Below are 23,346 nucleotides of genomic sequence, written 5' to 3' on the forward strand. Positions count from 1 at the left end.
CGGCGGCCTCCAGCCGCCGGGCGTCCCCGGCCACCACCGGGAGCCCGGGCGCCACCCGGAGGGTGACGGCCGCCGCCCGGCCGCCGCCGCGCACCACCCGGCGGACCACCTCGGCCACCTGGACGTGCCGGGCCATCGGCTCGCAGCCGTCCTGCCGGCCGGTCCACCGCAGCCGCTCCAGCTCCGGGCCGGTGAGCGCCCTGGGCGCGGCCATCGCGCCGCGCGAGGACGGGTCCGGCCCCTCCTCGGCCGCGACCGCCGACCCGCCCGTCCGGCCGTACCGGCCCCTGCGCCCGGTGCCCACCGCGCCGACGGTGCCGCCGAACGCGCTGAGCGCCCGGGCCCCCGACGCCACGTAGCCCCAGAGCCTCCCGCGTGCCATCGCCCTGCCCCTCGTGCTCCGCGGCGGCCGTCACCGAATCCGCGGCCGACCGCGGCGGGCCGGCTTCCGGGCCCTTCCTGCCAGCCTGCGCCTCGGCCGCCCGGGTGACAATCCCGCTCCGGTCCGCGCTCCGCCCGGGAGCCCCCCGCCGAGCGGCCGACCGGGCACCCGCCGTCCGGCGGGGCGACCGGGACGGGGGCCTCCCGGGGAACCGCAAAGAACTCTTCGCAAAAAACCCTTTGCAAAGAACCCTTTGCGGTTCTAGTCTCCTGCCATGACCGAAGAGCAGGGCTGGAAGCACAGCGAGGACCAGCGGGCCGTCGCCCTCACCGCCGAGACCATGCGGGCGATGGCGCACCCGGTGCGCCTGCGGGTGGTGGGGCTGCTGCGCAAGTACGGCCCCTCCACCGCCACGCGGCTCGCCGCGGAGCTGGGGATCAACTCCGGCGCGACCAGCTACCACCTGCGTCAGCTCGCCGCCGCGGGCTTCGTCGAGGAGGACGAGGGGCGCGGCAACGCCCGTGAGCGCTGGTGGCGTTCGGCCCACCGCCTCACGGTCTGGAGCGTCGACGACGTGCCGGACGAGGAGCTGGGCGACGCCGCCGGCTACCTGCGGTCCGTCCTGGCCGCGCACACCCTGGCGGCCCAGCGCACGCTGGACGCCTTCGAGACGATGCCGCGGGACTGGCGCAAGGCGGTGAACCTGAGCGACTTGGCGCTCCAGCTGACGCCCGCCGAGGCCGAGCGGCTGTCCGGTGAGCTGAGCGAGGTGATCAGGCGCTACCGCTGGGTGGGCGCCGAGGGGCCGGTCCCGGAGGGATCGGAGCAGGTATCCGTCGTCGTCCACGTCCTGCCGGACGTGCGCGACGACACCGACGACAGGGGGACGACATGACCAGCACCACAACCGCCACAACCACCATGAGCACCACCACGGCCACCACCACGGGAGCCGCCGCCGACGGGCCCGGGCGCAGCTACCGGCCACTGGTCGGGGTGCTGGCCGCGTCCGCGGTCTCGGTGACGGGCACCCGTGTCTCGGCCATCGCCCTGCCCTGGTTCGTCCTGGCGACCACCGGCAGCGCCACCATGACGGGCCTGGTCGCCTTCGCCGAGATGGCGCCGTACGTGCTGGTCAAGGCACTGACCGGGCCGCTGGTCGACCGGCTCGGGCCGCGCGTGGTGTCCTGGACGACGGACGCGGTCAGCGCCACCGCGGCCGGGCTGGTCCCGCTGCTGCACGCGCGGGGGCTGCTCCCGTTCTGGGTGCTGCTGGTGATGGTCGCGGTGATCGGGGCGATGCGCGGCCCGGGGGACTTGGCCAAGTCCGTCATGGTCCCGGAAGCGGCCGACCGCGCGCGAGTGCCGATGGAGCGCGCCACCGGACTGTCCGGCGTCATCGAGCGGCTGGCCTCCACGATCGGCCCGGCGGCCGGGGGCGGACTCGTCGCCCTGATGGGCCCGCTGGCCGGTCTGGCGATCAACGCGGGCACCTTCGCGCTCGGGTCGCTGATCATCGCGCTCGCGCTGCCGCGCGGCATGGGGCGTCCCGCGGTGCCCGCCGCGGCCGTCGGCCCGGCCACCGAGCCGGCCGCTGGTCCGGCCGCTGGTCCGGCCGCTGGTCCGGCCGACGACGAGCAGCCCGCCGGCTACTGGCGGATGTTCCGCGAGGGCTTCACCTTCCTGCGCTCGGAGCCGCTGCTGCTCGTCGTGACGGTCATGATCGGCATCACCAACCTGATCGATGCCGGGTTCGTCACCGTGCTCGTCCCGGTCTGGGCACGGGAGTCGGGCAACGGGCCGGCGGCCATCGGTCTGATCGGGGCCGTCACGGGTGCCACGGCGGTCGTCGGCAGCCTGATAGCCGCGGCCGTCGCCTCCCGGCTGCCCCGCCGCACCGTCTTCTTCACCGGCTTCCTGCTGTGCGGTGCGCCGCGCTTCCTGGTGCTCGCCCTCGGCGCGCCGATGTGGCTGGTCCTCACGGTCCTCGTGATCGGCGGCTTCGGCTCCGGGTTCCTCAACCCGATCCTCGGCGCGGTGCTCTTCGAGCGGGTGCCCCGCCACCTGCTCGGCCGTGTGCAGGCCCTCACCGGCTCCCTCGCCTGGGCCGGCATCCCGCTCGGAGGCCTGGCCGCGGGTGCCTCGGTCGCGATGGTCGGTCTGATACCCACCCTGCTCGTGGCCGGTGCCGTCTACTTCCTGACCACGACCCTGGCCGGCTTCCGGCCCGAGTGGCGCGAGATGGACCGCCTCCGGGGGCACGAGGGCCGTGCGGCCGTCGAGCCGGAGCCGGCCCGCTGAACGCCGGCCGCTCCTCCGGACTGCCTAGCGGTTCCGCCCGGTGGCGCGGGCGGTCTCGCTCATCGGCCTGCGGCCCGCCCACGGCAGCAGAAGCAGGCTGACCAGGGCGGCGAGGGCGCACCAGGTCGAGATGAAGGCGAGGTGCCAGAGCAGGGCACAGACGGCGGCGCCCACGCCGGTGAGGAGACCGAGGTGGCGGAGCAGCCGGTCGCCGCTCAGCAGGAGGGAGCCCAGGGTGGCGAGGAGATAGCCGGTCAGCAGGAGGGCCGGGTACGGGACACCGACCGCGTAGCCGAGGGTGCGGCCGTGCGCGGTGGCCGTCACCGGACGGTAGCCGACGGTGACCGCCAGCGGAGCGGCGACCGCCGCACCGAGCAGGGCGAGTGCGGCGAGCACCCGCCGGCGCGGTCCGTCGGCCGCGCACCACACAGCGGCGGGGACGAACACGGGCAGCAGTGGCAGGGCGATCACGGCCCAGGCGGTGCGGGCCGCCCCGGCGAGGCCGTCCGGCAGTCCGCCGTCCGTACCGAGCCAGACGAGTGCCTCGATCAGCTGGTGCGCGCCCAGCACCAGGGGGAGCGCGGCGAGCGGCAGCCGCTCGGGCCGACCGGCCCGGTGGGCACGGACCAAGCAGGCCACCCCCGCTGCCGCGACCAGCCCACCGGCCACGGCGTCCGCCCGCGCGCTCCAGCACATCGCGGCCTAGCCGGTGCTCCCGGGGCGCTCGCCCCGCGCGGACCCGCCCTCCGGCTCGTCCCCGGACCTGCCGTCCCCGCACCTGCCGTCCCCGGATCCGCCCCCGCCGGACTCACCTTGCGACTTCTCGGCCGGCTCCTCCCGCGGCTCCTCCGTCGTCTCCTCCGCCGCCCGGTCCTCCGGCCCCTCCTCCGGTGGCGCCCCGATGCTCTCCAGGGTGTCGCGGACGGTCCCGGGCATCGCCGGATGGCGGCCGATCACGATCACCCCGATCACGATCGCCAACAGCCCGACCGACTGCCAGGCCAACGCCGCCGGGGTCACCCGCAACCGGTCGCCGAGGAAACCCACCGCGCAGGCGATCCCGGACAGCGGCTGGGCGGCGGTCAGCGCCGGCAGGGACATCCGCAGCGGCGCGGCCTCGAAGGCGCTCTGCACCAGCAGCAGCCCGACCACCCCCGCCACCACCACCGCGTACGGCTGCCAGCTGCGCAGCACCGCGGCCAGGCCCTCGTGGTCGAGACGCTGGGTGGTGGTCCGGGTCAGCGCGTCCTGGAGGCCGTAGAGCAGTCCGGCGGCGAGCGCCAGCAGGGTCGCCTCCTCGAACAGCGGCAGCCGCCGCGCCAACGAGACCAGCAGTACGACCAGCCCGACCACCGTGCCCACCACCAGCCAGTGCCGCAGCTCCCCGGCGGTCGGCCCGCCCCCGGTCGGCTGCCCGGCCACGATGAAGGCCGTCACCCCGAGGGCCAGCAGCAGCACCCCGGCCCAGCCGGAGCGGCCCAGGGTCTGACGGGTCAGCACCCGAGCCAGTGCCATGGCGAAGATCAGATTGGTGGCCAGCAACGGCTCGACCAGCGACACCTCTCCCTGGTTGAGCGCCAGCGCCGACAGGATCAGCCCGCTGACCATGAACCCGGTACCGAGCAGCCACTGCGGCATCCGCATCAGGTCCAGCAGCAGCCGCCAGCGCAGCAGATCGGAACGCGGGGCTTGCTGCGCCGCGTGCTGCTGGAGGACGAAGCCGAGCCCCAGGAAGCAGGCCGCACTGAGAGCGAGGAGGAAGACCGCCACGGAGGGACCACCAGGTTGTCGCTGCCCGCGCCGCGCCGACGAGTCCGGGAGATGGGTCGGGCGTCGCGGCCGCTCCCGTCAGCCTACCGCCGGGCCGCTGCCCGGGCCGGTCGCACGACACGCGCGCGGCGCGGCGGATACCGGGCGGCTCCGGCAGCGCTTGCCGCCACCGGCGGGGCAGGCGCACGCTGGTGTGAGCGGCCGCCACGGGGCACCGTCCCGTGCCGGCCCCGACAGGCGCGACGGGGGCCGGCGCCAGGAGGTGTGGCATGCACAACCAGTGGGACGTGGAGCTGAGCTTCGAGGAAGACGGCGTGCACACCGCGTGCGAGGCCAGGCTGACCGGCGCCAGGGCGCCCGGCCTGAGCGCGCGCGGCGAATCCACGAAGAGCGCCGACGACCGCCCGCTCGCCAGGATCGGCGAGGAGGTCGCGGCCTCCCGTGCCCTGGAGGAACTGGCCCACAAACTGCGGACCCAGGCCACCGGGGAGATCGACGACGAAGGGCACCGCCCGGGCTATCTCATCTACTGAGCCCGTACTGAGCCCGATCTACTGAGCCCGCCGACCGCCGCGCCGACCGGGCGCCACCGCGACCGCCGAGACCGCCGGCGACGGGTGCGCCCTGTCTGCGGTCCTACCGTCGCCACCAGGGGGCGCGCAGGACGTCGTACGGATCGGCGGCGCAGTTGGTGCCGCTGACCACCTCGTGGGCCGGGACGTCCCACCCGACGACGCCCGGGGCCTGTCGGTCCAGCTCGACCAGCCGGGCGCGCCGTGGGCCGGAGCCGGTGTCGACGTCGCACAGCAACACGCTCGTCCAGGACCGGCCGTCGAGGGCGGCGACCACCGAGAACACCGGAAGCACCGCCACGGAGAGAACCAGCGCCGCGACCCGGACGGCCTCGACGGCCCGATCCCGAAAGGTCGCGGCCGCCCGCCCGGTACGGTGCCCGGTGACGGCCGAACGCGCGCCCGTCCGGTACTCGGCCACCACACCGAGCCGCAGCAGGTAGCCCAGGACGCCCGCCGCCACGCCCCACCACAGCCCGTTGAACGCCCCGACCACGACCCCGAGCGCCCCCGGTACGATCGCCGCCCGGGCCGTCGTCTCCGCCAGCGCGCGCCCCTGGTGCCGGGCGGCGCCGCCGTGCGCGGCCCGGTAGGCGTAGCCGATGTACGAGAGCACCGCCGCCAGCACGACCGCCAGCACCGGCTCGGCGAAGAACATCCCGATGACGACGTCCACCCAGTTCGCCGGCCCCATCGCCAACAGCGCGTCCCGGGCCGCATCCCCACCCCCGAGCGTCCACGCCAGCTTCAGCACCGGAACGGCGAACACCACCGCCGGCGCCATCACATGCGCCGCACCCACCTTCGCCGTGCCGGCACCCCGTGTGGTCTCCGTCATCCGGCCACGCTAAGCACGCCCCGCGCGCCCCCGGGCGTCCGACACCCCCCGCTGCGCCTCGTGGGCTAACACGCCCTCATCAGTCCGTGCCCGCCCGGTGGGGACGTGCGGGCTGCTGCGCCGGCTGCGTCGATGGGCACGGTTCGCCCCCGTCGCCGTGCACGGAACCGAGGCCGCGGGGCTGGAGGTCCGTATGGGTATCGCCGTGTTCGGGTGGCGCGGCCGGTTCTACGACGCCGTGCCGTACGCCGGCCGCGCCGATGATCAACGAATCCGGGAGGAGGCGCGGGAGTGCGCGTGGTACGTGCTCACGCGTGCGCCTCTCCGTCGTCGAGATCGTCACGGTACCGGCAGAATTCGGGCACCGGTGACGTGAGGTCCGCTGCGGCACAGGCCGTTCGGCAAGCCGTCGGCCACCATCCCCGGCCACCATCGCCGGCCGGCATCCCAGGCTCGGCGAGGACGGGAGTCCCGTCCTCCCGTAGCGAGTGACTCGGACGGGAGCTGACACAAGGCCCGGCCTGAGGAAGGCCTTGTGGATGTCGTCGCGGATGTCCCAGCGGATCCACGGGTGACGGAAGCCACGGATCCACCGTACGGCTCCGAGACCCGAACCGCGGGCGAGTGCGGTCGACCGGGCTCGGTCCTGTCCCGGGCAGCCACGACGGGCCCGTGCCCGAGCAGCAGCCGAGCGCCTGCGGCAGCCACTCCCAGGACGCCCGTGTGCGGCACGAACAGGGTGCCCTGACGTCAGCCCCGGCGGCCGAACTCGCGAAGCCGCTGCTGTCGCGCCGGCAGCGGCGGCTCGGTCCGGTCCCATACGCTGTCCGACACCAGCCACGGCGGGCCCACTCGACGAGCAGCCGGACGAGCAGACATGGGCGCGATGCCCCTCCGGCAGCTCTTCGTGCCACCACTCACGCGGAGGCGCTTGATCCGGTTGACCCCGCGATCCACGGTGTGGTGTTCCTCGTGGCCGCCCCGCCGCCCCGCCAGCGTGAGAAGTCGGACGGGTCGACTTCTCGCGCAGGCGGGGCGGCCCGTCAGGGGTGGCGGGTGGGGGCGAGGAAGGTGGTGAGGCGGGGGTTGAGGTCGGGGGCGGCGGCCATGGGGAAGTCGTGGTGGGAGGCGCCGGGGAGGATGGCGGCTTCCGCGCCGGGGAGGAGGCGGCGGGCAGTTCGGGCGACGTGGTGGGGGTCGTGGGCACGGGTCTGGGCGGCGAGGAGGGTGAGCACGGGGGCGGTGAGGGTGCGGAGGCGTTCGGGGGTGGGGCGGGGGCCGGTGACGACGGGGGAGGCGGGGAAGTCGGCGTAGCCGAGGGCGTACAGCTCGCGCCAGTCGGGGTCGAGGGGTGAGGTGCCGCCGTTCTCCCAGTCGAGGAAGGTGCGGGCGCGGGCCGGGGTGCGGTGGGGGAGGAAGAGGGGGACGGCGCGCAGCAGGTAGTGGGGGCGGTAGCCGGCGAAGCACTGGGTGGGGTCGAGCAGGGCGAGCCGGCCGACCCGGGCGGGGGCGTGGAGGGCGTACTCGAGGGCGATCCAGCCGCCGTAGGAGTGGCCGCAGAAGTCGGCCTCCCGGATGTCGAGTTCGTCGAGGACGGCGTCGAGCCAGCCGAGCAGGCCGGGGACGCCGTGGAGGGGGGTGCCGTCGTGGACGCTGCGGCCGGGGTCGCCGATGAGGTCGACGGCGAGGACGCGGTGGCCGGCCTCGGTCAGGGCGCGGGCGTTGGCGAACCACATGGTGGAGGTGGCTCCGCCGCCGTGGAGCAGGACGAGCGGGCGGCCGTCGGCGGGTCCGCAGGCGTTGATCCGGGTGGTGCCGTGGGCGGTGCGGACGGTGAGTGCCTCGACCGGGACGGGCCAGCGGGCGAGGAGGGCGTCGTAGGCGGTGAGGAAGGGGGTGAGGGAGGGGGTGGTGCGGGCGGGCATGAGGGCCTCCGCGGGTGTGGTGTGATGGCGGCCGGGTGCGACTGAACCACTCGCCGAGCAAGTATCTCGCTCAGCGAGAGAATAGCGTCGCACATGCTTGCCCGAGGAGGGACGACAGGGTGTCCGAGCTTGCCGAGCCGATCCGGCTGGTCCATCTGCTGCGTGGTCTGACGGTCGAACTCGACCTGTTCGGTGCCGAGTTCGCGGCCCGCAACGGTCTGCATCCGACCGATCTCCGGGCGCTGATCCACCTGCTGGACGCGGCCAGGGCCGGGGAAGTCGTCACTCCGGGCCGGCTCGGCGGTGCGCTGGGGTTGAACTCGGCGGGCACCACCGGGCTGGTGGACCGGCTGGAGCGGCTCGGGCTGATCCGGCGCGAGCGGGACCCGCGGGACCGGCGCCGGGTACGGCTGCTGGTGGAGGACCGGGCGATGGAGCTGGGCGAGGGCTTCTTCGGCGGGCTGATCGGCGATCTGCTCGCGGCGATGCGGCAGTTCGGGCCGGAGGAACTGGACACGGCACAGCGCTTCCTGGCGGCGATGGCCGGGGTGGTCGCGGCCGCCAGGGAGAAGTGAACGGCCGGGCCTACGCGGGGCCGAGGCTCCAGCTGATCACCGAGAGCGTCGCCATCGACACCAGGGTCGACCAGAGCACCGCGTCCCGGGCGAGGGCGGTGCCCTGCCGGTACTCGCGGGCGTAGGTGTACACGTTCTGCGCGGTGGGGAGCGCGGAGAACAGCACCACGGTGAGCAGCTGGTGCGCGGGCAGGTGGAGCACCGGGCCGGCCACGGCGAGTGCCACCAGCGGCTGGACCAGGGTCTTGAGCGCGACGGTCAGCCCGACCTCGGTGCGGCGCGGACGGGCGTCCGCCGGAGGGCGGTTGTGCAGCGACATGCCGAGGGCGATCAGCGCGGTCGGCACGCCGGCGCCGCCGAGCAGTTCGCAGGAACGATTCAGCTCGGCGGGCAGATGTGCGCCGGTCGCCGAGACGACGGCCCCCAGCGCGGTGGCCAGCAGGATCGGGTTGCGGACGGGCAGGGTGAGCAGCGCCCGCCGGCCGGCCGCGCCGCCGTCCAGGACGGCCAGCACGGCGGGGGTGACCACCAGGATCTGGAACAGCACCACGGGTGCCACGAAGGAGGCGTCGCCGAGGACCTGCATGGTCACCGGGATGCCGAGGTTCGCGGAGTTGACGTAGCCGGAGGCCATCGCGCCGACGGCCAGCTCGCCGGGTCCGCGGTGGAACAGCAGCCGCCCGGCGAGCAGCCCGAGACCGATCGTGACCACGGTGCCCGCCGCGAAGGCGAGCATCGAGGCGTTGGCGAAGCGGTCCAGAGGGGTGCGGGAGATCATCAGGAACAGTGAGGCCGGCATCGCCACGTGGAAGACGAACCGGTTGAGCACCGTCTCGGCCTGCGGCCCGAGCAGCCCGGTACGGCCGACGACGTAGCCGACGCCGGTGAGCGCCCAGATCGGCGCGAAGGCGGACAGGAGGGGGTGCAGGGCTGGCATGGTTCCTCGGATCGCTCGGGTGGATCTGCCGGTGCGACGGGGGTCTCCCGTCGGGGGCGTCGACTCCCGAGCGCGGTGACCCCCCGAAGCCCATGAACCCCCGGGGCAGTAAACCAGCGGCCATCGGCGGGGCGGACGACGGGCCTGTCATGACCGCACCCGGCCGTGACGGGCACACCCGCGCGCCTGCGCACACCCGCGCGCCTGCGCGCACCCGGCCGTCCGGAGCGCGGCCGACCGTCCGGAGTGCGGCCGACCGTCCCGAGCCCGCCCGGCCGTCCGGAGCGCGGCCGATCACCCGGGGCCTACGATGAGCCGATGGATGAGCCGATGGAGAACCAGTACCTGAGCCTGTCCGAGGTGGAGGCGATCGCGCGCCGGGCCCACCGGGGGCAGGTCGACAAGAACGGCCACCCCTACGCCGAGCACATCGCGGCGGTCGCCTGCGGAACGGCGGCCCGCGGCGGCAGCTCGGCCCAGATCGCGGCGGGCTGGCTGCACGACACCGTCGAGGACGACCGGCTGAGCCGGGAGTGGCTGGCCGGGGCCGCGCTGCCGGCGGAGACCAAGGCGATCGTGGACGCGCTCACCCGGCGTCCGGACGAGCCGGTCGAGGAGTACACCGCGCGCATCCTGGCCACGCCGGGCGCACTGCTGGTCAAGCGCGCGGACCTGGCGCACAACTCCGACCCGGCCCGCCTCGCCGCGCTGGACCGGTCCACCGCCGAGCGGCTGGCCGCCAAGTACGCGCGGATGCGCGAGCTGCTCGGGCTCATCGGCGAGCCGTAGACCGTAGACGGTAGATCGAGGGCCGTGCGCCGTGGGCCGCGGCCCGTGCGCGACGGCGCCGGCCGGAGAACCACGTGGCGGTCTGCGAGCCGGCAGCCGGCCCGGGAAAACCAGGAGAGGGCCCGGACCACGCGGATCGCGCGGGTCCGGGCCCTCTCGGGCACCCCGGTGGTCCCTGTCCGACCCCCGGGGTGAGGGGGGAGTGGTCAGGTGACGGACGGAGCCTGCTGGGCCGATGGGGTCGGCTTAGTACCAGTGGTTGGCCTGCCAGAAGGTCCAGGCGGCGTTCGGGCTGCCGTAGCGGGTGTTCATGTAGTCCAGCGCCCACTTGATCTGGGTGGCCGGGTTGGTCTTCCAGTCCGCACCCGCGGAGGCCATCTTGGAGCCCGGCAGCGCCTGGGCCAGGCCGTACGCACCCGAGCTCGCGTTGGTCGCGGTCACGTTCCAGCTGGACTCGTGGGAGATGATCTGGCTGAAGGACGCCAGCTGGTTGGCCGGGACGATCTGGGCGGCGATGGCCTGCGGGGAGGCACTGGCGGCGTTCGCGGTGGCGGGCAGGACACCGGCGCCCAGGGCGGTCAGACCGGCGGTGCCGGCGAGGATCGCGGCGGAAGTACGCATGCGGAGCTTGAAAGCGGGCATGAAGAACAGGACCTCAATCGGGTTGGGCCGGGTCACTCCCCGCCCAGGACCACGGCCGGACAGGGGCCGGAACGGTCGCGGGGAGTGACTTCGGCGGCAAGCCGTTCACCGGGGGACAGGAGCCGGTGCGGCTGACGACTGAGCCATTGTTGGCAGACCGGATCGGCCGTCGCCAAGCCCCCCTCGGTACGACTCCCGGTCGTACGGAGCGGGCTGCCGTGGATTCGAAGGAGTGGCCGCCCGGAGCGCGCCGACCGGGTGTGAACTGCGCGAACGCGGGGAGCGCGGGGACGGCGAAGGCGGTCCGGGATCGTCTACTACCGTCCGTCGTTGTGGTTGATCACGTGTGAGCGCACTCACCGTGCGGGCCCTGGTGGGCGTCACGCGCCGGCCTGGGCGCAGCACGGTGGGTACAGACGATCAACCCCGCGCTGAGACCGGCGCCACACGGTGACCGTGAGACCGGGGCCGCATCGCTGGGTCGGCGGCTAGCGGAGGTCGCCCAACCGCCGGTGCCGGAGGGCCCGGGCCGCGAGGAGGTCCGGCGGGGTGGCCGCGGACAGGTCGCCGAGCGCCGCGCCGACCGCCCGCCCGAGCCGGGCGCAGAAGGCCTCCGGCTCCTCGGCGGCGTCCGGCAGTTCCGGGACCACCTCGTCGACCAGCCCGACCCCGGCCAGGTGGCGCGCCCCGATCCCCTGGGAGCGGGCCAGCTCGGCGGCGTGCGCGCCGTCCCGGTGGACGATCGCCGAGGCGCCCTCCGGCGGCAGCGGTGCCAGCCAGGCGTGCTCGGCGGCGATCACCCGGTCCGCCGGGAGCAGCGCGAGAGCCCCGCCGCCCGAGCCCTGGCCGAGCAGGACGGCCAGGACGGGGGTGCGCAGCGCGAGCAGGGTGGTCAGGCAGTGGGCGATCTCCACCGCGATGCCGTCCAGCTCGGCCCGGGCGGACAACTCGGCGCCGGCCGTGTCCACCACGGTGACCAGGGGCAGCCCGAGCTGCTCGGCCAGGCGGGCGGTGCGCCGTACGGCCCGCAGGTCGGCGGCGGTGAAGGGGCGCTCGTGCTCGGGGGTCTGCCGCTGCTGGCCGACGACCAGGACGGGGTGCCCGCCGAGCACGGCCAGTGCCCGGACCAGTGCCCCGCCGCGCCCGCCGGGGGCGTCCAGCAGCACCAGCTCCTCGGCGGTGCGGCGCAGCAGCTCGCGGGCGCCCGGGCGGTCGGGGCGGCGGGTGCGGCGGACGGAGTCCCAGGTGTCGGGGTGTCCGGGAACGGCCGGGGTGGGCTCGGCGGGCGAGGCGGACCTCGTGGGCACGGCGGACCCGGTGGGCGCGGCGGTTCCGACGGGCGCGGCGGGGTCCGGGGAAGAGGCGGTCCCCGTAGTGGAGGAGGGCGGCGGTGTCGTGGCGAGGACGGTGAGGGTGCGGCGGAGCAGTTCGCGCAGTTCCCCCGGCGGCACGACGGCGTCCACCAGCCCCTGACCGGCGAGCGTCTCGGCCCGCTGGACGTCCGGCGGCAGCTCCACGCCGCGCAGCTCCTCGTACACGCGCGGGCCGAGGAAGCCGAGCCTGGCGCCCGGCTCGGCGAGGACGAGTTGGCCGAGCGTGCCCCAGGAGGCGAAGACCCCGCCCATGGTGGGGTTGCGCAGATAGGTGAGATAGGGGAGGCCGGCCGCGCGGTGGGCCTGGACGGCGGCGGTGATCCGCAGCATGCAGAGGAAGGCCGCCGACCCCTCCTGCATCCGCGTCCCGCCGGAGACCGGCAGGGCCAGCAGCGGCAGCCGTTCGGCGGTGGCGCGCTCGACGGCGCGGGTGATCCGTTCGGCGGTGGCGACGCCGATCGAGCCGCCGAGGAAGCCGAACTCGGAGGCGATCAGGGCGACCGGACGGCCGTCGACCCGGCCGGCGCCGGTGAGGACAGCCTCGTCCAGGCCGGTGCGTTCGCGGGCGCGGTCGAGGGATGCGCGGTAGCCGGGGTCGGGCCGGTCGACGGCGGGCGGTTCGTCCCAGCTGCGGAAGCCGCCCGGATCGACCAGCAGACCGATCAGCTGGTGGGCCGTCAGTGCTGTGCCCGAGCCCGTACCCATGCCCACCCCGTCAGAGATCGTTCCGGCCTCGCGGTGATCCGCCGCCGGCGCCGTGCGGCTACGCGGCACTCTATGCGGCACGGTGCGGGCGGGACAGTTCCGACATGAGTTCGATGACGGTCGACCCTTGCTCCGGACGGGCGGTTCGTGGACGTGGCGCCGGAGGCTCCGGCGGAGCGGTGCGGGGTGCTGCGTACGGCTCAAGTCGTCGCAGGTAAAGGGGAGTTACTCACTGGTTAATACTTTCCCGGGAGGCTTCCGGAGTTGACGGCGTCTCGTCACACTGGTGGACATGACTCGCACTCTACGCGCGTGGAAGTCCCGCGCTGCCGCCGTCACCGCCGTCGCCCTGATGACCCTCGCCCCGGTCGCCGTCGCCACCGAGGCGCACGCCGACGTGAGCGGCTCGGTCTGCCTCTCCGCCCTCCCGCCCCAGGCCTCCGACACCCTCGGCCTGATCGCCTCCGGAGGGCCGTTCCCCTACTCCCAGGACGGCGTGGTCTTCCAGAACCGGGAAGGCGTCCTGCCCAGTGAGTCCTACGGCTACTACCACGAGTACACCGTCATCACCCCGGGCTCCCCGACCCGCGGCGCGCGCCGGATCGTGACCGGGCAGGCCTACCAGGAGGACTACTACACCGGCGACCACTACGCCACGTTCTCCCTCATCGACCAGACCTGCTGACCGCCCCTGACCGCCCCCTGACCACCCGCTGAGCGTTCGCAGGCCGGCGTCCGCCGGCCACCCCGGGACCACTCCGGGGCCACCCCGGGGCCACCCCGGGGGCGCTCCCCACACGACGGTGACCCCGGCACGCTTCCCCGCCGAGGCCACCGCCGTGCGGCCGCGGCGGCCACGTCCCCGTCGCCCCGCCGGACGCGGCCGAACCGTTCGCGTGCCCACGCGTCGCCCATCTCGCCCGCCCCGCGGTGTGGTTGAGCGCACCGACCGGGCCGGAGGACGGCGCCGGGTGGAGACCGCCGGCGCTTGCTAGGGTCGAGGGCATGGCACCATCGAGCAGCGCGAACCCCCCTGGACGGCTCCGGCGGGACGCGCAGCGCAATCGCGACCTCCTGCTCGCCGCCGCCCGCGACATGTACTCCCGGCAGGGCCTGGACGTGCCGCTGGACCAGATCGCCAAGGAAGCCGGTGTCGGCAACGCCACCCTCTACCGGCACTTCCCGACCCGCGAGGCGCTGATCGGCGAGGTGTTCGCGGACGCCGGGAACGGCCTGGCCACCGCGGGCGACGAGGCGCTCGCCGCCGACGACGCCTGGAGCGGCCTCGAACGGTACTTCGAGCGTATCTTCGAACTGGTCGCCGCCGACCGGGGCATCAACGACCTGGTCACCCAGGCCATCCCGACCATCCCCGGCATGATCGAGATCAGCCGTCGGCACGCCGCCACCGTGGGAGCCCTGATCGTCCGCGCCCAGGAACAGGGCACCATGCGCCGCGACGTGGCCACCATGGACCTGCTCTTCCTGCTCGGCCCGCTCTGCCGCGCCCTGCCGGCCGCCACCGAGCTGCGCCCCGACCTCTGGCGGCGCTACCTCGCCCTGCTGCTCGACGGCTTCCGGGCCCGGGCCGCCCACCCGCTGCCGGTCCCCCCGATCGGGGAGGAGCACCTGGACCGGATGTTCGCGGACCTCTGGGAGGCGGAGCCACCGCAGAGCTGAGCGTTCCGCCCGCGTCGAACGCCGTCCCCGCGTCGTACGCCCCCGAGCCCCGCGCGCCCCCGTCCGCGGGCGCGGTATCAGGGGCGCGTACGGAAGGACGGGCTCCGCGTCAGAACCGCGTCAACGGGAGCGGGCCGTCCGGGTACGGGCCGCTTTGCTGAGGTGGAATCGGCACCGGTCCGGTGCGCCGGCACCGGGGACCGCGGGCGGACGGAGAGGCAGGGGCGGGACCATGACGGACAGTGGTGCGGACGAGGGCCGGATCGTGGTCGGCGTCAGCGGCTCGCTCGGCAGCCTCGCCGCACTGCACCACGCGGTCGCCGAGGCCCGCCGGACGGACGTCGAGGTGCTCGCGGTGCTCTGCTGGACCCCGCCCGGCGACGAGCTCGGCTACCGCAGGACCCCCTGCCCGCCGGTGATCGACGCCGGCCGTGACGCCGCCGTGGCCAGGCTGAGGCAAGCCCTCGACGAGGCCTTCGCCGGCCGCTACGCGGGCGTCCGGCTGCGCTGCCAGACCGTGCGCGGCGACACCGGCCACACCCTGGTGCGCTGCGCCGACCGACCCGGCGACCTGCTCGTCCTCGGCGCCGGACGGGAACGCGGCCGACTCGCCCGTCTGGTGCACCCCTCGGTCGCCGCCTACTGCGTCCGGCACGCCACCTGCCCCGTCCTGGCCGTCCCGCGGCCACCGCTGCAGCGCGACCTGGAGGCCCTGGAGCGCGGCGTCGGGCTGTGCGGGCCGGCGGCGGGCAGCGGCAGCTGAGCCTGTCCCGTCCTGTCCCGTGCCGGGCCGACCGGACCAGTCCGCCCCAGTCGCGCATGCCCAGCGGCCATCGTCACCGCCACCGCCACCGCCACCGGCCGAGGCCGGAAGCGTCGGAGGTGTCGGGAGCGTCGGAGGTGTCGGAAACGCATCAGTCTCCGCGCCCGGCCCGGCTGCTGTCAGTCCGTATGGTTCCGGATTCCGCGCCCCGCGGCGGGTGGCTACCGTCCGAACCGTCGGACATCCGGCGGTCCGGACGGGGCCGCCGCCACGCGCCTTCCGGAGGTCACGGTGACCGCGAACCACCCCACCCGCAGGAGCATCCTCAAGTCCGCCGGCGGGCTCGGCGCCGCGCTGGCGCTCGGCGGCGCGAGCGTCCTCGCGACGGCCTCGGCCGCCCGTGCCGCCGACGACGGCTTCGGGCTGCACATCACCGACCGCAACGAGGGCGACGCCCGGATGTGGTACTACCGCTTCCGGACCGCCGAGATCGGCTGGGACCCGGCCGTCAACGTGCTGCTCCCCGACGACTACCACACCAGCGGTCGCACCTACCCCGTCCTCTACCTCCTGCACGGCGGCCTCCAGGACTTCATCGAGTTCGACCGCCGGGGCGTCCGGGAGTGGACGATCGGCAAGCCGCTGATCGTCGTCATGCCCGACGGTGGCCAGGCCGGCTGGTACTCCAACCCGGTCAGCACCAACGTCGGCCCCCGCAACTGGGAGACCTTCCACATCAACCAGCTGATCCCCTGGGTCGACGCCAACTTCCGCACCTACGCCGAGCCCGAGGGCCGCGCGGTCTCCGGTTTCTCCATGGGCGGCTTCGGCGCCCTGAAGTACGCCGCCAAGTACTGGGGCCACTTCGCCTCCGTCAGCGCCCACTCCGGCCCGGCCAGCATCCGCCACAACAACGGCGCGGTCGTGCACTGGGCCAACGTGTCCTCCGCGGTCAAGGACCTGGCCGGCGGCACGATCTACGGCGCGCCCCTGTGGGACCAGGCCCGGGTCACCGCGGACAACCCGGTCGAGCGCCTGGAGAGCTACCGCAACAAGCGGATCTTCCTGGTCGCCGGCACCAGCCCCGACCCGACCAACCCCTTCGACCAGTTCAACGAGTCCGAAGTGCTGGCCGAGCAGCGGGAGTTCCGCTCCCTGCTCGACGGCGCCGGCATCCCGTACGAGGCCCACGAGGAGTCGGGCGGCCACTTCATCCGGCCCGACATGATGCAGCGCGACATCGACGGCATCATCGACCGCCTCCGCAAGGCGTGAGGGGCGCCCGGGTGGTCCGCCGCGCCTCGCGGTCGGCCCTGGCGGTGGTCGCCCTGCTGCTGCCGGTCACCGTGCCCGCCGCCCCAGCCGTGGCCGCTCCCACCGTGACCGCTCCCACCGTGACCGCTCCCGCCCAGGCCGCCGGGTTCGCGGCGGCCTGCCCGGCCCGCGGCCAGGTCTCCCAGCACTACTCGGCGGAGCACAACGGCATCGACATCGCCAACGACTACGGCACCCCGATCCACGCGGTCGGCGACGGCAGGGTCATCCTCTCCGGAACGGAGCCCGGATACGGCCAGTGGATCCGCATCCTGCACCCGGACGGGAGCATCACCGAGTACGGGCACATGCAGCGGCGGGACGTCTTCGAGGGCGAGGACGTGACGGCGGGCCAACAGATCGCGCTGATGGGCAGCGAGGGCAACTCCACCGGTCCGCACCTGCACCTGCGGGTCTGGGCCGACCCGAACGCGTCCGTGCGCACCGACCCGGAGTCCTACCTGGCGGAGCGCGGCGTCATCGTGCCCTGCGTCCCCGGAAGCGGCCCCCGTCCCGCCCCGTTGGTGTATCCGGCGGAGTCGGGGCGGGTGGTGTCGGCACGGTCGGCGGACGGTCGTCTGGAGGTGTTCGCGGCCGGGGCGGGCGGGGTCTCCCATGCGTGGCAGACGGTGGTGAACGGTGCCTGGTCCGAGTGGGAGAGTCTCGGTGGTCCGGGTGGTCCGGGTGGTCCGGGTGGTGCGGAGTTGGCGATCGGGTCGGATGCGGACGGCCGCTTGGAGGTGTTCGCGATCAACGGCGTTACGCTCCAGCACCGTTACCAGCTTCAGCCTTCGGGCGGGTGGTCCGGTTGGGAGGACTTCGGCGGTGGGGGCCATGACATCGCCGTCGGTGCGAACCAGGACGGTCGTCTGGAGGTCTTCGCTTCGGGGCCCGCCGCGGTCTTCCACCGGTACCAGACCGCGGCCAATGGCGGTTGGTCCGGGTGGGAGGCCACCGGTGGTGGTCCTGCCGGCAGCGAGATCGAGCTCGGGAAGGCATCGGACGGCCGGTTGGAGGTGTTCGCGCTCAACGGTGCGACGTTCCGGCACCAGTGGCAGATGGCTGTCAACGGGGGCTGGTCCGGCTGGGAGGACTTCGGTGGTGGCGGGCACGATGTCACCGTCAGCCACAACCAGGACGGCCGCCTCGAGGTCTTCGCATCCGGGCCGGCCGGTGTCTACCACAAGTACCAGACCAGTCCCACCGGTTGGTCCGGTTGGGAGGCTACCGGAGGGCCCGCCGACTCCCGGCTGACCAGCCAGATGACCGCGGACGGCCGGGCCGAGGTCTTCGCCATCAACGGCAGTACGGCGCAGCACATCTGGCAGACCGGCCTGAACGCCCCGTACGGCCAGTGGGACACCTTCGGCGGCGGCGGTAGCGAGATCGCCGCCGCCGCCAACGCGGACGGGCGGATCGAGGTGTTCGGTTCCAACACCGATGGTGTGCACCACCGTTGGCAGACCGGGTTCTCCACCTGGTCGGAGTGGGCCTGGCTGAACGCCACCCCCGGGCCCTCGTCCGGCTGACCGCGCCTGCGGCGGGCGGGGCGGCCGGCGAGCGGGAGCACGACTACTCCCGTTCACCGGCCGCCCCGCCCGTGTCGTCGCCGCGTCCGGGCACGCCGACGCTCCCACCGAACGCCTGTACCCTGCACCGCCACCTTGTCAAGTACCGTGCGGCATCCGGTTTACTGTCGTACGCGAAGAGGTACCGTTCGTCCGTCCGGCAAGAGCCGGTGCGCGAGACGGGGGAGCGGTGCGCGGGACGGAGGAGCGGTGAGCGGGATTGTCGTCCACCTGCCGGAGGGGAACGGCGACGACACGGTGACCTTGCGGCTCGGCCCGGGGGAGCGGGTGCGCTTCGGTCGCGGCTCGGTCCGCACCCCGGTGGAGCTGCGTCTCGGGGACGAGTCGGTGTCCCGGCTGGCCGGTGAGATCCACGCGACGGACGACCACTGGCAGTTGAGCAACCTCAGCGGCACCCACGCCTACCTGGTGGAGAATCCGGAGGGCGCGGGCGAGTACCTGCGGGTCCCGCCGCGGCGGATCGGCGCGCCGATCCCCTTCGAGTTCTCCCGGGTGGTGCTGCCCTCCCGGCGGGAAATCCCGCTGTCCTTCCAGGTGTTCGCGCCCGACCACGTCTACCTGGACCCGGACGCCCGCGGCGGTTCCCGGGAGAGCCGCACCATGACGGCGTACTCGCTGGACGAGACCGCGACCTACTTCCTGGTCCTGGTCGCGCTCTGCGAACCGTGGCTGCGCGACCGTTCGCCCGCCGCCGTGCCGACCACCCCGCAGGTGGTGGAGCGGCTGCGCGGCCACCCCGCCTGTGCCCGGCTCACCGCCCGCGCGGTCAGCTCGCACCTCGACTACCTCGCCGACGAGAAGCTCCGCATCGACCTGCCCGACGGCGACCGCGCCGACCGCCGCGGCGGCAAGCGCGAGGCCGTGGTGGGGCTCGCCCTGAAGTTCGGCATCGTCCGCGAGGAGCACCTCGCGCTCCTGCCGGGCCCCCGACCCGGCCGGTCCGGACGCTAGGGAGGGCCGGTGGCGCTGGAGGACCGGGCCTTTCCCGGGGACGGCGAGGAACTGCTGCCGGCCGGCCACCGGGTCGGCGAGTGGACCGTCACCGGGCCGATCGGCGAGGGTGGCTGGGCGACGGTCTACGCCGCCCGCCGGGCCGACGGCCAGGTCGATGAACGGGCCGACGTCCGGGTGGGCGGTCGGCCCGAGGCCGAGGCCGGGGACGGGGACGGAGCGGACGGCACGGTCGCCCTCAAGGTGCTGCCGACCGCCGGACTCGCCCCCCGCCAGGCCCGTCAGGTCGCCGAAGCCGCCCGGCGCGAGGCCGAGTTGGGCCGGACCGCCCCGCACCCCCGGCTGGTCAGGCTGCTCGACACCCTCGTCCTGGCCGCCCCCGACCAGCCCTCGCTCGACGGCGCGATCGTCCTGGTCATGGAACGCGCCCGGGGCACCCTGCGCGACCTGCTCGCCGCAGGTGTCGACGAGGCCGAGGGCGCCCGAATCGTCACCGGCATCTGCGAGGGCCTGGCCCACCTGCACCGCTCCGGCTGGGTCCACACCGACCTCAAGCCGGAGAACGTCCTGATCGGCGCGGACGGAGAGGTCCGCCTCTCCGACTTCGGCCTCGCCATCGAGCTCACCGGTACTCACGGCCACTGCGCCCCGATGGGCACCCCCGACTACCTCCCGCCGGAGCGCTGGAAGGAGCCGCTCGGGCGGCACGGCGTCAAGGTCCGGACCACCGCCGACATCTGGGCGCTCGGCATCGTGATCCACGAGGTCTTCGCCGCCGGGAGCCGGCCGTTCCCCGGCGCCACCCCCACCGCCCGCAGCGCCGCCGCCCAGCAGTACGCGGAGGGCCGCGCCGCTCTGCGGCTGGCCGCCGCCGTCCCGCCGTTCTGGCGCGCCCTGGCCGCGGACTGCCTCGCCCCGACCCACGCCGCCCGCGCCCCGCACACCGCGGAGAGCCTGCTCGCCCGCATCCGTGCCCACCGCTCCGGTCGGCGCCCGCGCCGCCCGTACCCGCGTCCCCGCCCGCGGACCGCCCTGCTGGCCCTGGCCTTCTGCGCCACGGCCGCCGTGACCGTCACCGCGCTCTGGCCGCATCCGGGAGCCTCGGGGCAGCCCGCCCACGTCCGGGTCTTCAACGCCGAACGCGGCTGCCAGGACCGCACCGACCGTGACCCCCGGTGCAGCCTCGGCCTCGCCGTCGACCCCCTGCGCCCCTACACCGCCGACAACGTGGTTCCCGTGCGGGTCTGGCACAACGACACCCTCGACGCCGACTGCCAGCTCCCCACCGGCCTTCCGGTCATCAACGAGGAGGACCTCACCTCCACGCTCTGGTACCGCGTCCGCCTGCCGGGTCCGGCCACCGCCTGGCTCCCCGCCGTCCGTACCAGGGACCGCCCGGCCCTGCTCCGCTGCCCGTGACCGCGGCAGGCCCGGCGGTGTGCGGAACGGCTCCGGACGGTGCGGCGCCGATAGCGCGTCACCGGGGGTTCCCCTCCGATTCGGCGGATGATCACGGAGCTGGTACCGTACTTCTCGTTGCGAGGGAGTGATTCCTCCTCACGCGTCAGTGGTGCTACCAGAGCACGTCCTACTTTCAGTAGGAAGAGTCCGTGCGACCCGGGCCTGGCGCTCCGATCCGGAACGGGTCCGGTGCCGTCGACACGGCATCGGACCCGTTCCGCGTTTCCGGGGGCGGTCAGGACGGCTGGCGGTCGGAGCCCAGTTCGCGGGAGATCCGCAGGCCGACCTGGGCGACCACCGGGCCGAGCGCGCGGACCCTGGCCGCGGTCATCCGCGAGGTGAGGCCGGAGACGGACAGGGCGGCGGTGACCTCGCCGGTGTGGTCGAAGATCGGGGCGGCGACGCAGCGGACCTCGGGCTCGTTCTCGCGGTCGTCGATCGAGTAGCCGCGGGCGCGGATCCGGGCGAGGTCGGCGCGGAGCCGGGGCTCGTCGGCGATGGTCCAGGCGGTCACCGGCCGCAGGCCGGCCGCGACCACCTCGGTGACGGCCTCCTCGGGCAGCCAGGCGAGGATCGCCTTCCCGGTGGCGGTGCAGTAGGCGGGTGCCCGGCTGCCGACCCGGGAGGCCATCCGGACGTTGGTCTCGTCCTCGACCTTGTCCAGGTAGACGATCCCGGGGGCCTGCCAGACGGTCAGGTGGACGGTCTCGCCCGCCTCGCGCTGGAGCCGGCGCAGGTGCTCGGCGGCGACGCTGCGCAGGTCGAGGGTGGTCAGGTAGGCCTGGCCGAGCCGCAGTGAGCCGTGGCCGAGCCGGAACCAGCCGGTCTCGCGGTCCCGGTCGAGGAGGTGCTCGTCCAGGAGGGGACCGGCCAGCCGCAGCACGGTGCTCTTGTTCAGGCCGAGGCCGTCGGCGAGTTGGGCGAGGGGCACGCCGCGTCCGTCGCCGTGGTCGCGGACGTAGCCGAGGACGGCGAGTGCGCGGCGCAGAGAGGAGGACTGGTTGCGTTCGGTCGCGGGTTTCTTGGGCGCCGTCTCCGTCATGGGTCCGTTCCCTGGTCCTGTTCTGCCGGTGTTCCCCCGCAGGTCGGCGGCGGTTGTCAGAACGTACCCGTTCGAAGCCGGATCGCCGCATCTTCGATACAACGTTGTGCAGTGCAAAACTTTCCCCAAGTCCCCCTTGTTGGCGCCGATCGCCCCCGCCTAACGTCCCTGCCATCGAGCAGGCGACGTCGCCCCACCCGAGCGCTGCGCCCTGCCGTACCCCCACCACTTCACCCACCATCGGCCCCGGTCAGGGCCTGCTTCGACGTGCCCGCCCCGGCGGCGGACGTCTCGGCGGCAGCTGTCGGGAGGGGAGGTCTCCACCATGCGACTCATCGGACGGACCGCCGCAGCCGTCGTGCTCGCCGCCGGCTGCCTGGCCGCCACCGCCTGCGCCCCCGGCACCGCCTCGCCGGCCGGCGACAAGGCCGCCGACGACCGGACCGGCACCCTGCAGGTCTGGCTGTACAACGAGGCGGGCAACGCGGCCAAGGAGGCCGTGATCGCCAAGGCCGTGACCGAGTTCCAGGCCTCCCACCAGGGCGTCACCGTCAACGTCAGTTACATCGACACCGACGCCTCGGCCCGCGCGGCCAAGATGAAGGGCGCGTTCAACGACCCGAACAGCGCCCCCGACCTGGTCGAGTTCGGCAACACCGACCTGCCCGGCTACGTCGCCGCCGGAGGCCTCGCCGACATCACGGCCGAACTGGACAAGTGGAAGGACAAGGGCGACCTCGACCCGGCGATCGCCAAGACCGCCGTGGTCGACGGAAAGACCTACGGCCTGCCCTGGTGGGTCGGCGTGCGCGCGCTGTACTACCGCACCGACCTGTTCACCGAGGCGGGCCTCGCCCCGCCGACCTCGTACGCCGAACTGGTCGCCGCCAACCAGAAGATCCACGCGGCACACCCGGACACCTTCGGCATCGCCGTCGGCGGCAAGTACACCTTCGCCGCGCTGCCCTTCGTCTGGGACGCGGGCGGCGACATCGCCACCAAGGACGGCGCCAAGTTCAAGGCGGCGATCGACTCTCCCGCCTCGCAGGCCGGGATCAAGCGCTACACCGACCTCTTCGGCGCGGACGGCTGTCCGGCCCAGCAGTGCGCGGACCTGACCGGCGGCAAGACCGTCGACCTGTTCGCGGCCGGCAAGTCCGCGATGGCGGTGCTGCTCAACTCCAACCGCGGCAAGGTCGAAGCGGGCGCCGCCAAGGGCAAGTACGGCGTGGTGCCGCTGCCCGGGGAGAAGCCCGGCTCGATCGCCCCGGCGTTCGCCGGCGGCAACAACCTGGGCGTGATGAAGGCGGCCAAGCACCGCACGCTGGCCGTCGAGTTCGCCGAGCTGCTGGCGAGCCCCGGCTACCAGGAGCAGATGTACGACGCGATGGGCAACCTGCCGACGCTGACGTCCGTCAGCGGCAAGGTCGCCGCGAAGGACGCGTTCCTGAAGCCCTTCACCGACACCATCGCGGCCGGCACCAAGTTCGTCCCGCTCGACCAGGGGTGGGCGCAGATCGACGCCCAGTCGGTGATCCCGACGATGCTCCAGCAGGTCGTCACCGGCAAGGCGGACGTGGCCAAGGCCTCGGCCGACGCCGCCGCGCAGATCTCCTCGGCCTTCGCCGCGCACTGACGGCCGACCATCGGTGGCGGCGCGCCACCGAACCCGCCCGCCCCCCCCCGGGCCCCCAACCCGGCCACCCCCCCGGGAGCCCCCGGGGCCCCCGGCACCCC

General features: G+C 74.3%; 20 protein-coding genes and 2 pseudogenes. 13 read left to right on the plus strand and 9 right to left on the minus strand.

Features of this window, described 5'->3' with window-relative positions:
* Nucleotides 1-382, minus strand: a pseudogene (locus tag AB0E96_RS19815) (hypothetical protein); the annotation flags it as partial.
* A 274-nt stretch (nt 383-656) separates the two neighbouring features.
* Here AB0E96_RS19815 and AB0E96_RS19820 point away from each other — a divergent pair.
* Both AB0E96_RS19820 and AB0E96_RS19825 read left to right on the plus strand, forming a co-directional pair.
* Nucleotides 657-1,277, plus strand: a complete 621-nt coding sequence (locus tag AB0E96_RS19820) for a helix-turn-helix domain-containing protein (protein WP_359825257.1) — start codon at nt 657-659, stop codon at nt 1,275-1,277.
* A 26-nt stretch (nt 1,278-1,303) separates the two neighbouring features.
* Nucleotides 1,304-2,683, plus strand: a complete 1,380-nt coding sequence (locus AB0E96_RS19825) for an MFS transporter (RefSeq protein ID WP_359825296.1) — start codon at nt 1,304-1,306, stop codon at nt 2,681-2,683.
* A 24-nt stretch (nt 2,684-2,707) separates the two neighbouring features.
* Here AB0E96_RS19825 and AB0E96_RS19830 read toward each other — a convergent pair whose 3' ends face one another.
* Together AB0E96_RS19830 and AB0E96_RS19835 are read right to left on the minus strand one after the other, a co-directional pair.
* Nucleotides 2,708-3,379, minus strand: a complete 672-nt coding sequence (locus AB0E96_RS19830) for a DUF6629 family protein (RefSeq protein WP_359825259.1) — start codon at nt 3,377-3,379, stop codon at nt 2,708-2,710.
* A gap of 234 nt (nt 3,380-3,613) precedes the next feature.
* Nucleotides 3,614-4,453: pseudogene (locus AB0E96_RS19835) on the minus strand (DMT family transporter); the annotation flags it as partial.
* A 269-nt stretch (nt 4,454-4,722) separates the two neighbouring features.
* Between AB0E96_RS19835 and AB0E96_RS19840 the strand changes: the two are divergent.
* Nucleotides 4,723-4,986, plus strand: a complete 264-nt coding sequence (locus AB0E96_RS19840) for a dsRBD fold-containing protein (protein WP_359825262.1) — start codon at nt 4,723-4,725, stop codon at nt 4,984-4,986.
* 103 nt (nt 4,987-5,089) lie between these two features.
* Here the strand turns inward: AB0E96_RS19840 and AB0E96_RS19845 are convergent, their stop codons facing one another.
* Both AB0E96_RS19845 and AB0E96_RS19850 read right to left on the minus strand, forming a co-directional pair.
* Nucleotides 5,090-5,863: a hypothetical protein gene (locus tag AB0E96_RS19845; protein WP_359825263.1), complete on the minus strand. Its 774-nt coding sequence runs from the start codon at nt 5,861-5,863 to the stop codon at nt 5,090-5,092.
* Nucleotides 5,864-6,906: 1,043 nt separating this feature from the next.
* Nucleotides 6,907-7,788, minus strand: coding sequence for an alpha/beta hydrolase (locus AB0E96_RS19850; protein ID WP_359825266.1), 882 nt, complete (start codon nt 7,786-7,788; stop codon nt 6,907-6,909).
* A 119-nt stretch (nt 7,789-7,907) separates the two neighbouring features.
* On the opposite strand from AB0E96_RS19850, the gene AB0E96_RS19855 reads away from it, so the two are divergent.
* Complete coding sequence (locus tag AB0E96_RS19855) at nt 7,908-8,363, plus strand: MarR family transcriptional regulator (RefSeq protein ID WP_359825269.1); 456 nt, start codon at nt 7,908-7,910, stop codon at nt 8,361-8,363.
* Between the two features lie 10 nt (nt 8,364-8,373).
* Here AB0E96_RS19855 and AB0E96_RS19860 read toward each other — a convergent pair whose 3' ends face one another.
* Nucleotides 8,374-9,300, minus strand: coding sequence for an AEC family transporter (locus AB0E96_RS19860; protein ID WP_359825270.1), 927 nt, complete (start codon nt 9,298-9,300; stop codon nt 8,374-8,376).
* 318 nt (nt 9,301-9,618) lie between these two features.
* Between AB0E96_RS19860 and AB0E96_RS19865 the strand changes: the two genes are divergently transcribed.
* Nucleotides 9,619-10,089, plus strand: coding sequence for an HD domain-containing protein (locus tag AB0E96_RS19865; RefSeq protein WP_359825272.1), 471 nt, complete (start codon nt 9,619-9,621; stop codon nt 10,087-10,089).
* Nucleotides 10,090-10,335: 246 nt separating this feature from the next.
* Here AB0E96_RS19865 and AB0E96_RS19870 read toward each other — a convergent pair whose 3' ends face one another.
* Both AB0E96_RS19870 and AB0E96_RS19875 read right to left on the minus strand, forming a co-directional pair.
* The gene (locus AB0E96_RS19870; RefSeq protein ID WP_359825274.1) at nt 10,336-10,710 is read right to left on the minus strand and encodes a transglycosylase SLT domain-containing protein; all 375 of its coding nucleotides are present in this window, start codon (nt 10,708-10,710) and stop codon (nt 10,336-10,338) included.
* Nucleotides 10,711-11,219: 509 nt separating this feature from the next.
* Nucleotides 11,220-12,809, minus strand: coding sequence for a carboxyl transferase domain-containing protein (locus AB0E96_RS19875; protein ID WP_359825276.1), 1,590 nt, complete (start codon nt 12,807-12,809; stop codon nt 11,220-11,222).
* 352 nt (nt 12,810-13,161) lie between these two features.
* Between AB0E96_RS19875 and AB0E96_RS19880 the strand changes: the two genes are divergently transcribed.
* The 7 genes from AB0E96_RS19880 (at nt 13,162) to AB0E96_RS19910 (ending at nt 20,525) form a co-directional block, all read left to right on the plus strand.
* A complete protein-coding gene (locus AB0E96_RS19880; RefSeq protein ID WP_359825298.1) occupies nt 13,162-13,494 on the plus strand; it encodes a ribonuclease in 333 nt (110 codons plus the stop codon).
* A 320-nt stretch (nt 13,495-13,814) separates the two neighbouring features.
* The gene (locus tag AB0E96_RS19885; RefSeq protein ID WP_359825278.1) at nt 13,815-14,489 is read left to right on the plus strand and encodes a helix-turn-helix domain-containing protein; all 675 of its coding nucleotides are present in this window, start codon (nt 13,815-13,817) and stop codon (nt 14,487-14,489) included.
* Between the two features lie 232 nt (nt 14,490-14,721).
* Nucleotides 14,722-15,252: a universal stress protein gene (locus tag AB0E96_RS19890; RefSeq protein ID WP_359825281.1), complete on the plus strand. Its 531-nt coding sequence runs from the start codon at nt 14,722-14,724 to the stop codon at nt 15,250-15,252.
* 291 nt (nt 15,253-15,543) lie between these two features.
* Nucleotides 15,544-16,527, plus strand: coding sequence for an esterase family protein (locus AB0E96_RS19895; protein ID WP_359825283.1), 984 nt, complete (start codon nt 15,544-15,546; stop codon nt 16,525-16,527).
* An 11-nt stretch (nt 16,528-16,538) separates the two neighbouring features.
* Nucleotides 16,539-18,095, plus strand: coding sequence for a peptidoglycan DD-metalloendopeptidase family protein (locus tag AB0E96_RS19900; protein ID WP_359825284.1), 1,557 nt, complete (start codon nt 16,539-16,541; stop codon nt 18,093-18,095).
* A gap of 249 nt (nt 18,096-18,344) precedes the next feature.
* Nucleotides 18,345-19,106, plus strand: coding sequence for a serine/threonine protein kinase (locus AB0E96_RS19905; RefSeq protein ID WP_359825286.1), 762 nt, complete (start codon nt 18,345-18,347; stop codon nt 19,104-19,106).
* Nucleotides 19,107-19,115: 9 nt separating this feature from the next.
* Entirely contained in the window at nt 19,116-20,525 is a 1,410-nt protein-coding gene (locus AB0E96_RS19910; RefSeq protein ID WP_359825289.1) for a serine/threonine-protein kinase, read from the plus strand.
* Between the two features lie 277 nt (nt 20,526-20,802).
* On the opposite strand, the gene AB0E96_RS19915 is transcribed toward AB0E96_RS19910, so the two are convergent.
* Entirely contained in the window at nt 20,803-21,609 is an 807-nt protein-coding gene (locus AB0E96_RS19915; RefSeq protein ID WP_359825291.1) for an IclR family transcriptional regulator, read from the minus strand.
* Nucleotides 21,610-21,934: 325 nt separating this feature from the next.
* Between AB0E96_RS19915 and AB0E96_RS19920 the strand changes: the two genes are divergently transcribed.
* Complete coding sequence (locus AB0E96_RS19920; protein WP_359825294.1) at nt 21,935-23,245, plus strand: extracellular solute-binding protein; 1,311 nt, start codon at nt 21,935-21,937, stop codon at nt 23,243-23,245.
* Nucleotides 23,246-23,346: the final 101 nt, after the last annotated feature.

This window comes from Kitasatospora sp. NPDC036755 (assembly GCF_040636595.1).
Lineage (GTDB): Bacteria > Actinomycetota > Actinomycetes > Streptomycetales > Streptomycetaceae > Kitasatospora.

What these genes read in the sequence shown, in the direction of transcription:
- AB0E96_RS19875 (WP_359825276.1), bottom strand. Translation starts at nt 12,809, where the DNA reads ATGGGTACGGGCTCGGGCACAGCACTGACGGCCCACCAGCTGATCGGT.
- AB0E96_RS19830 (WP_359825259.1), bottom strand. Translation starts at nt 3,379, where the DNA reads ATGTGCTGGAGCGCGCGGGCGGACGCCGTGGCCGGTGGGCTGGTCGCG.
- AB0E96_RS19915 (WP_359825291.1), bottom strand. Translation starts at nt 21,609, where the DNA reads ATGACGGAGACGGCGCCCAAGAAACCCGCGACCGAACGCAACCAGTCC.
- AB0E96_RS19880 (WP_359825298.1), top strand. Translation starts at nt 13,162, where the DNA reads ATGACCCTCGCCCCGGTCGCCGTCGCCACCGAGGCGCACGCCGACGTG.
- AB0E96_RS19840 (WP_359825262.1), top strand. Translation starts at nt 4,723, where the DNA reads ATGCACAACCAGTGGGACGTGGAGCTGAGCTTCGAGGAAGACGGCGTG.
- AB0E96_RS19920 (WP_359825294.1), top strand. Translation starts at nt 21,935, where the DNA reads ATGCGACTCATCGGACGGACCGCCGCAGCCGTCGTGCTCGCCGCCGGC.
- AB0E96_RS19825 (WP_359825296.1), top strand. Translation starts at nt 1,304, where the DNA reads ATGAGCACCACCACGGCCACCACCACGGGAGCCGCCGCCGACGGGCCC.
- AB0E96_RS19885 (WP_359825278.1), top strand. Translation starts at nt 13,815, where the DNA reads ATGGCACCATCGAGCAGCGCGAACCCCCCTGGACGGCTCCGGCGGGAC.
- AB0E96_RS19860 (WP_359825270.1), bottom strand. Translation starts at nt 9,300, where the DNA reads ATGCCAGCCCTGCACCCCCTCCTGTCCGCCTTCGCGCCGATCTGGGCG.
- AB0E96_RS19820 (WP_359825257.1), top strand. Translation starts at nt 657, where the DNA reads ATGACCGAAGAGCAGGGCTGGAAGCACAGCGAGGACCAGCGGGCCGTC.
- AB0E96_RS19845 (WP_359825263.1), bottom strand. Translation starts at nt 5,863, where the DNA reads ATGACGGAGACCACACGGGGTGCCGGCACGGCGAAGGTGGGTGCGGCG.
- AB0E96_RS19890 (WP_359825281.1), top strand. Translation starts at nt 14,722, where the DNA reads ATGACGGACAGTGGTGCGGACGAGGGCCGGATCGTGGTCGGCGTCAGC.
- AB0E96_RS19850 (WP_359825266.1), bottom strand. Translation starts at nt 7,788, where the DNA reads ATGCCCGCCCGCACCACCCCCTCCCTCACCCCCTTCCTCACCGCCTAC.
- AB0E96_RS19865 (WP_359825272.1), top strand. Translation starts at nt 9,619, where the DNA reads ATGGATGAGCCGATGGAGAACCAGTACCTGAGCCTGTCCGAGGTGGAG.
- AB0E96_RS19870 (WP_359825274.1), bottom strand. Translation starts at nt 10,710, where the DNA reads ATGCGTACTTCCGCCGCGATCCTCGCCGGCACCGCCGGTCTGACCGCC.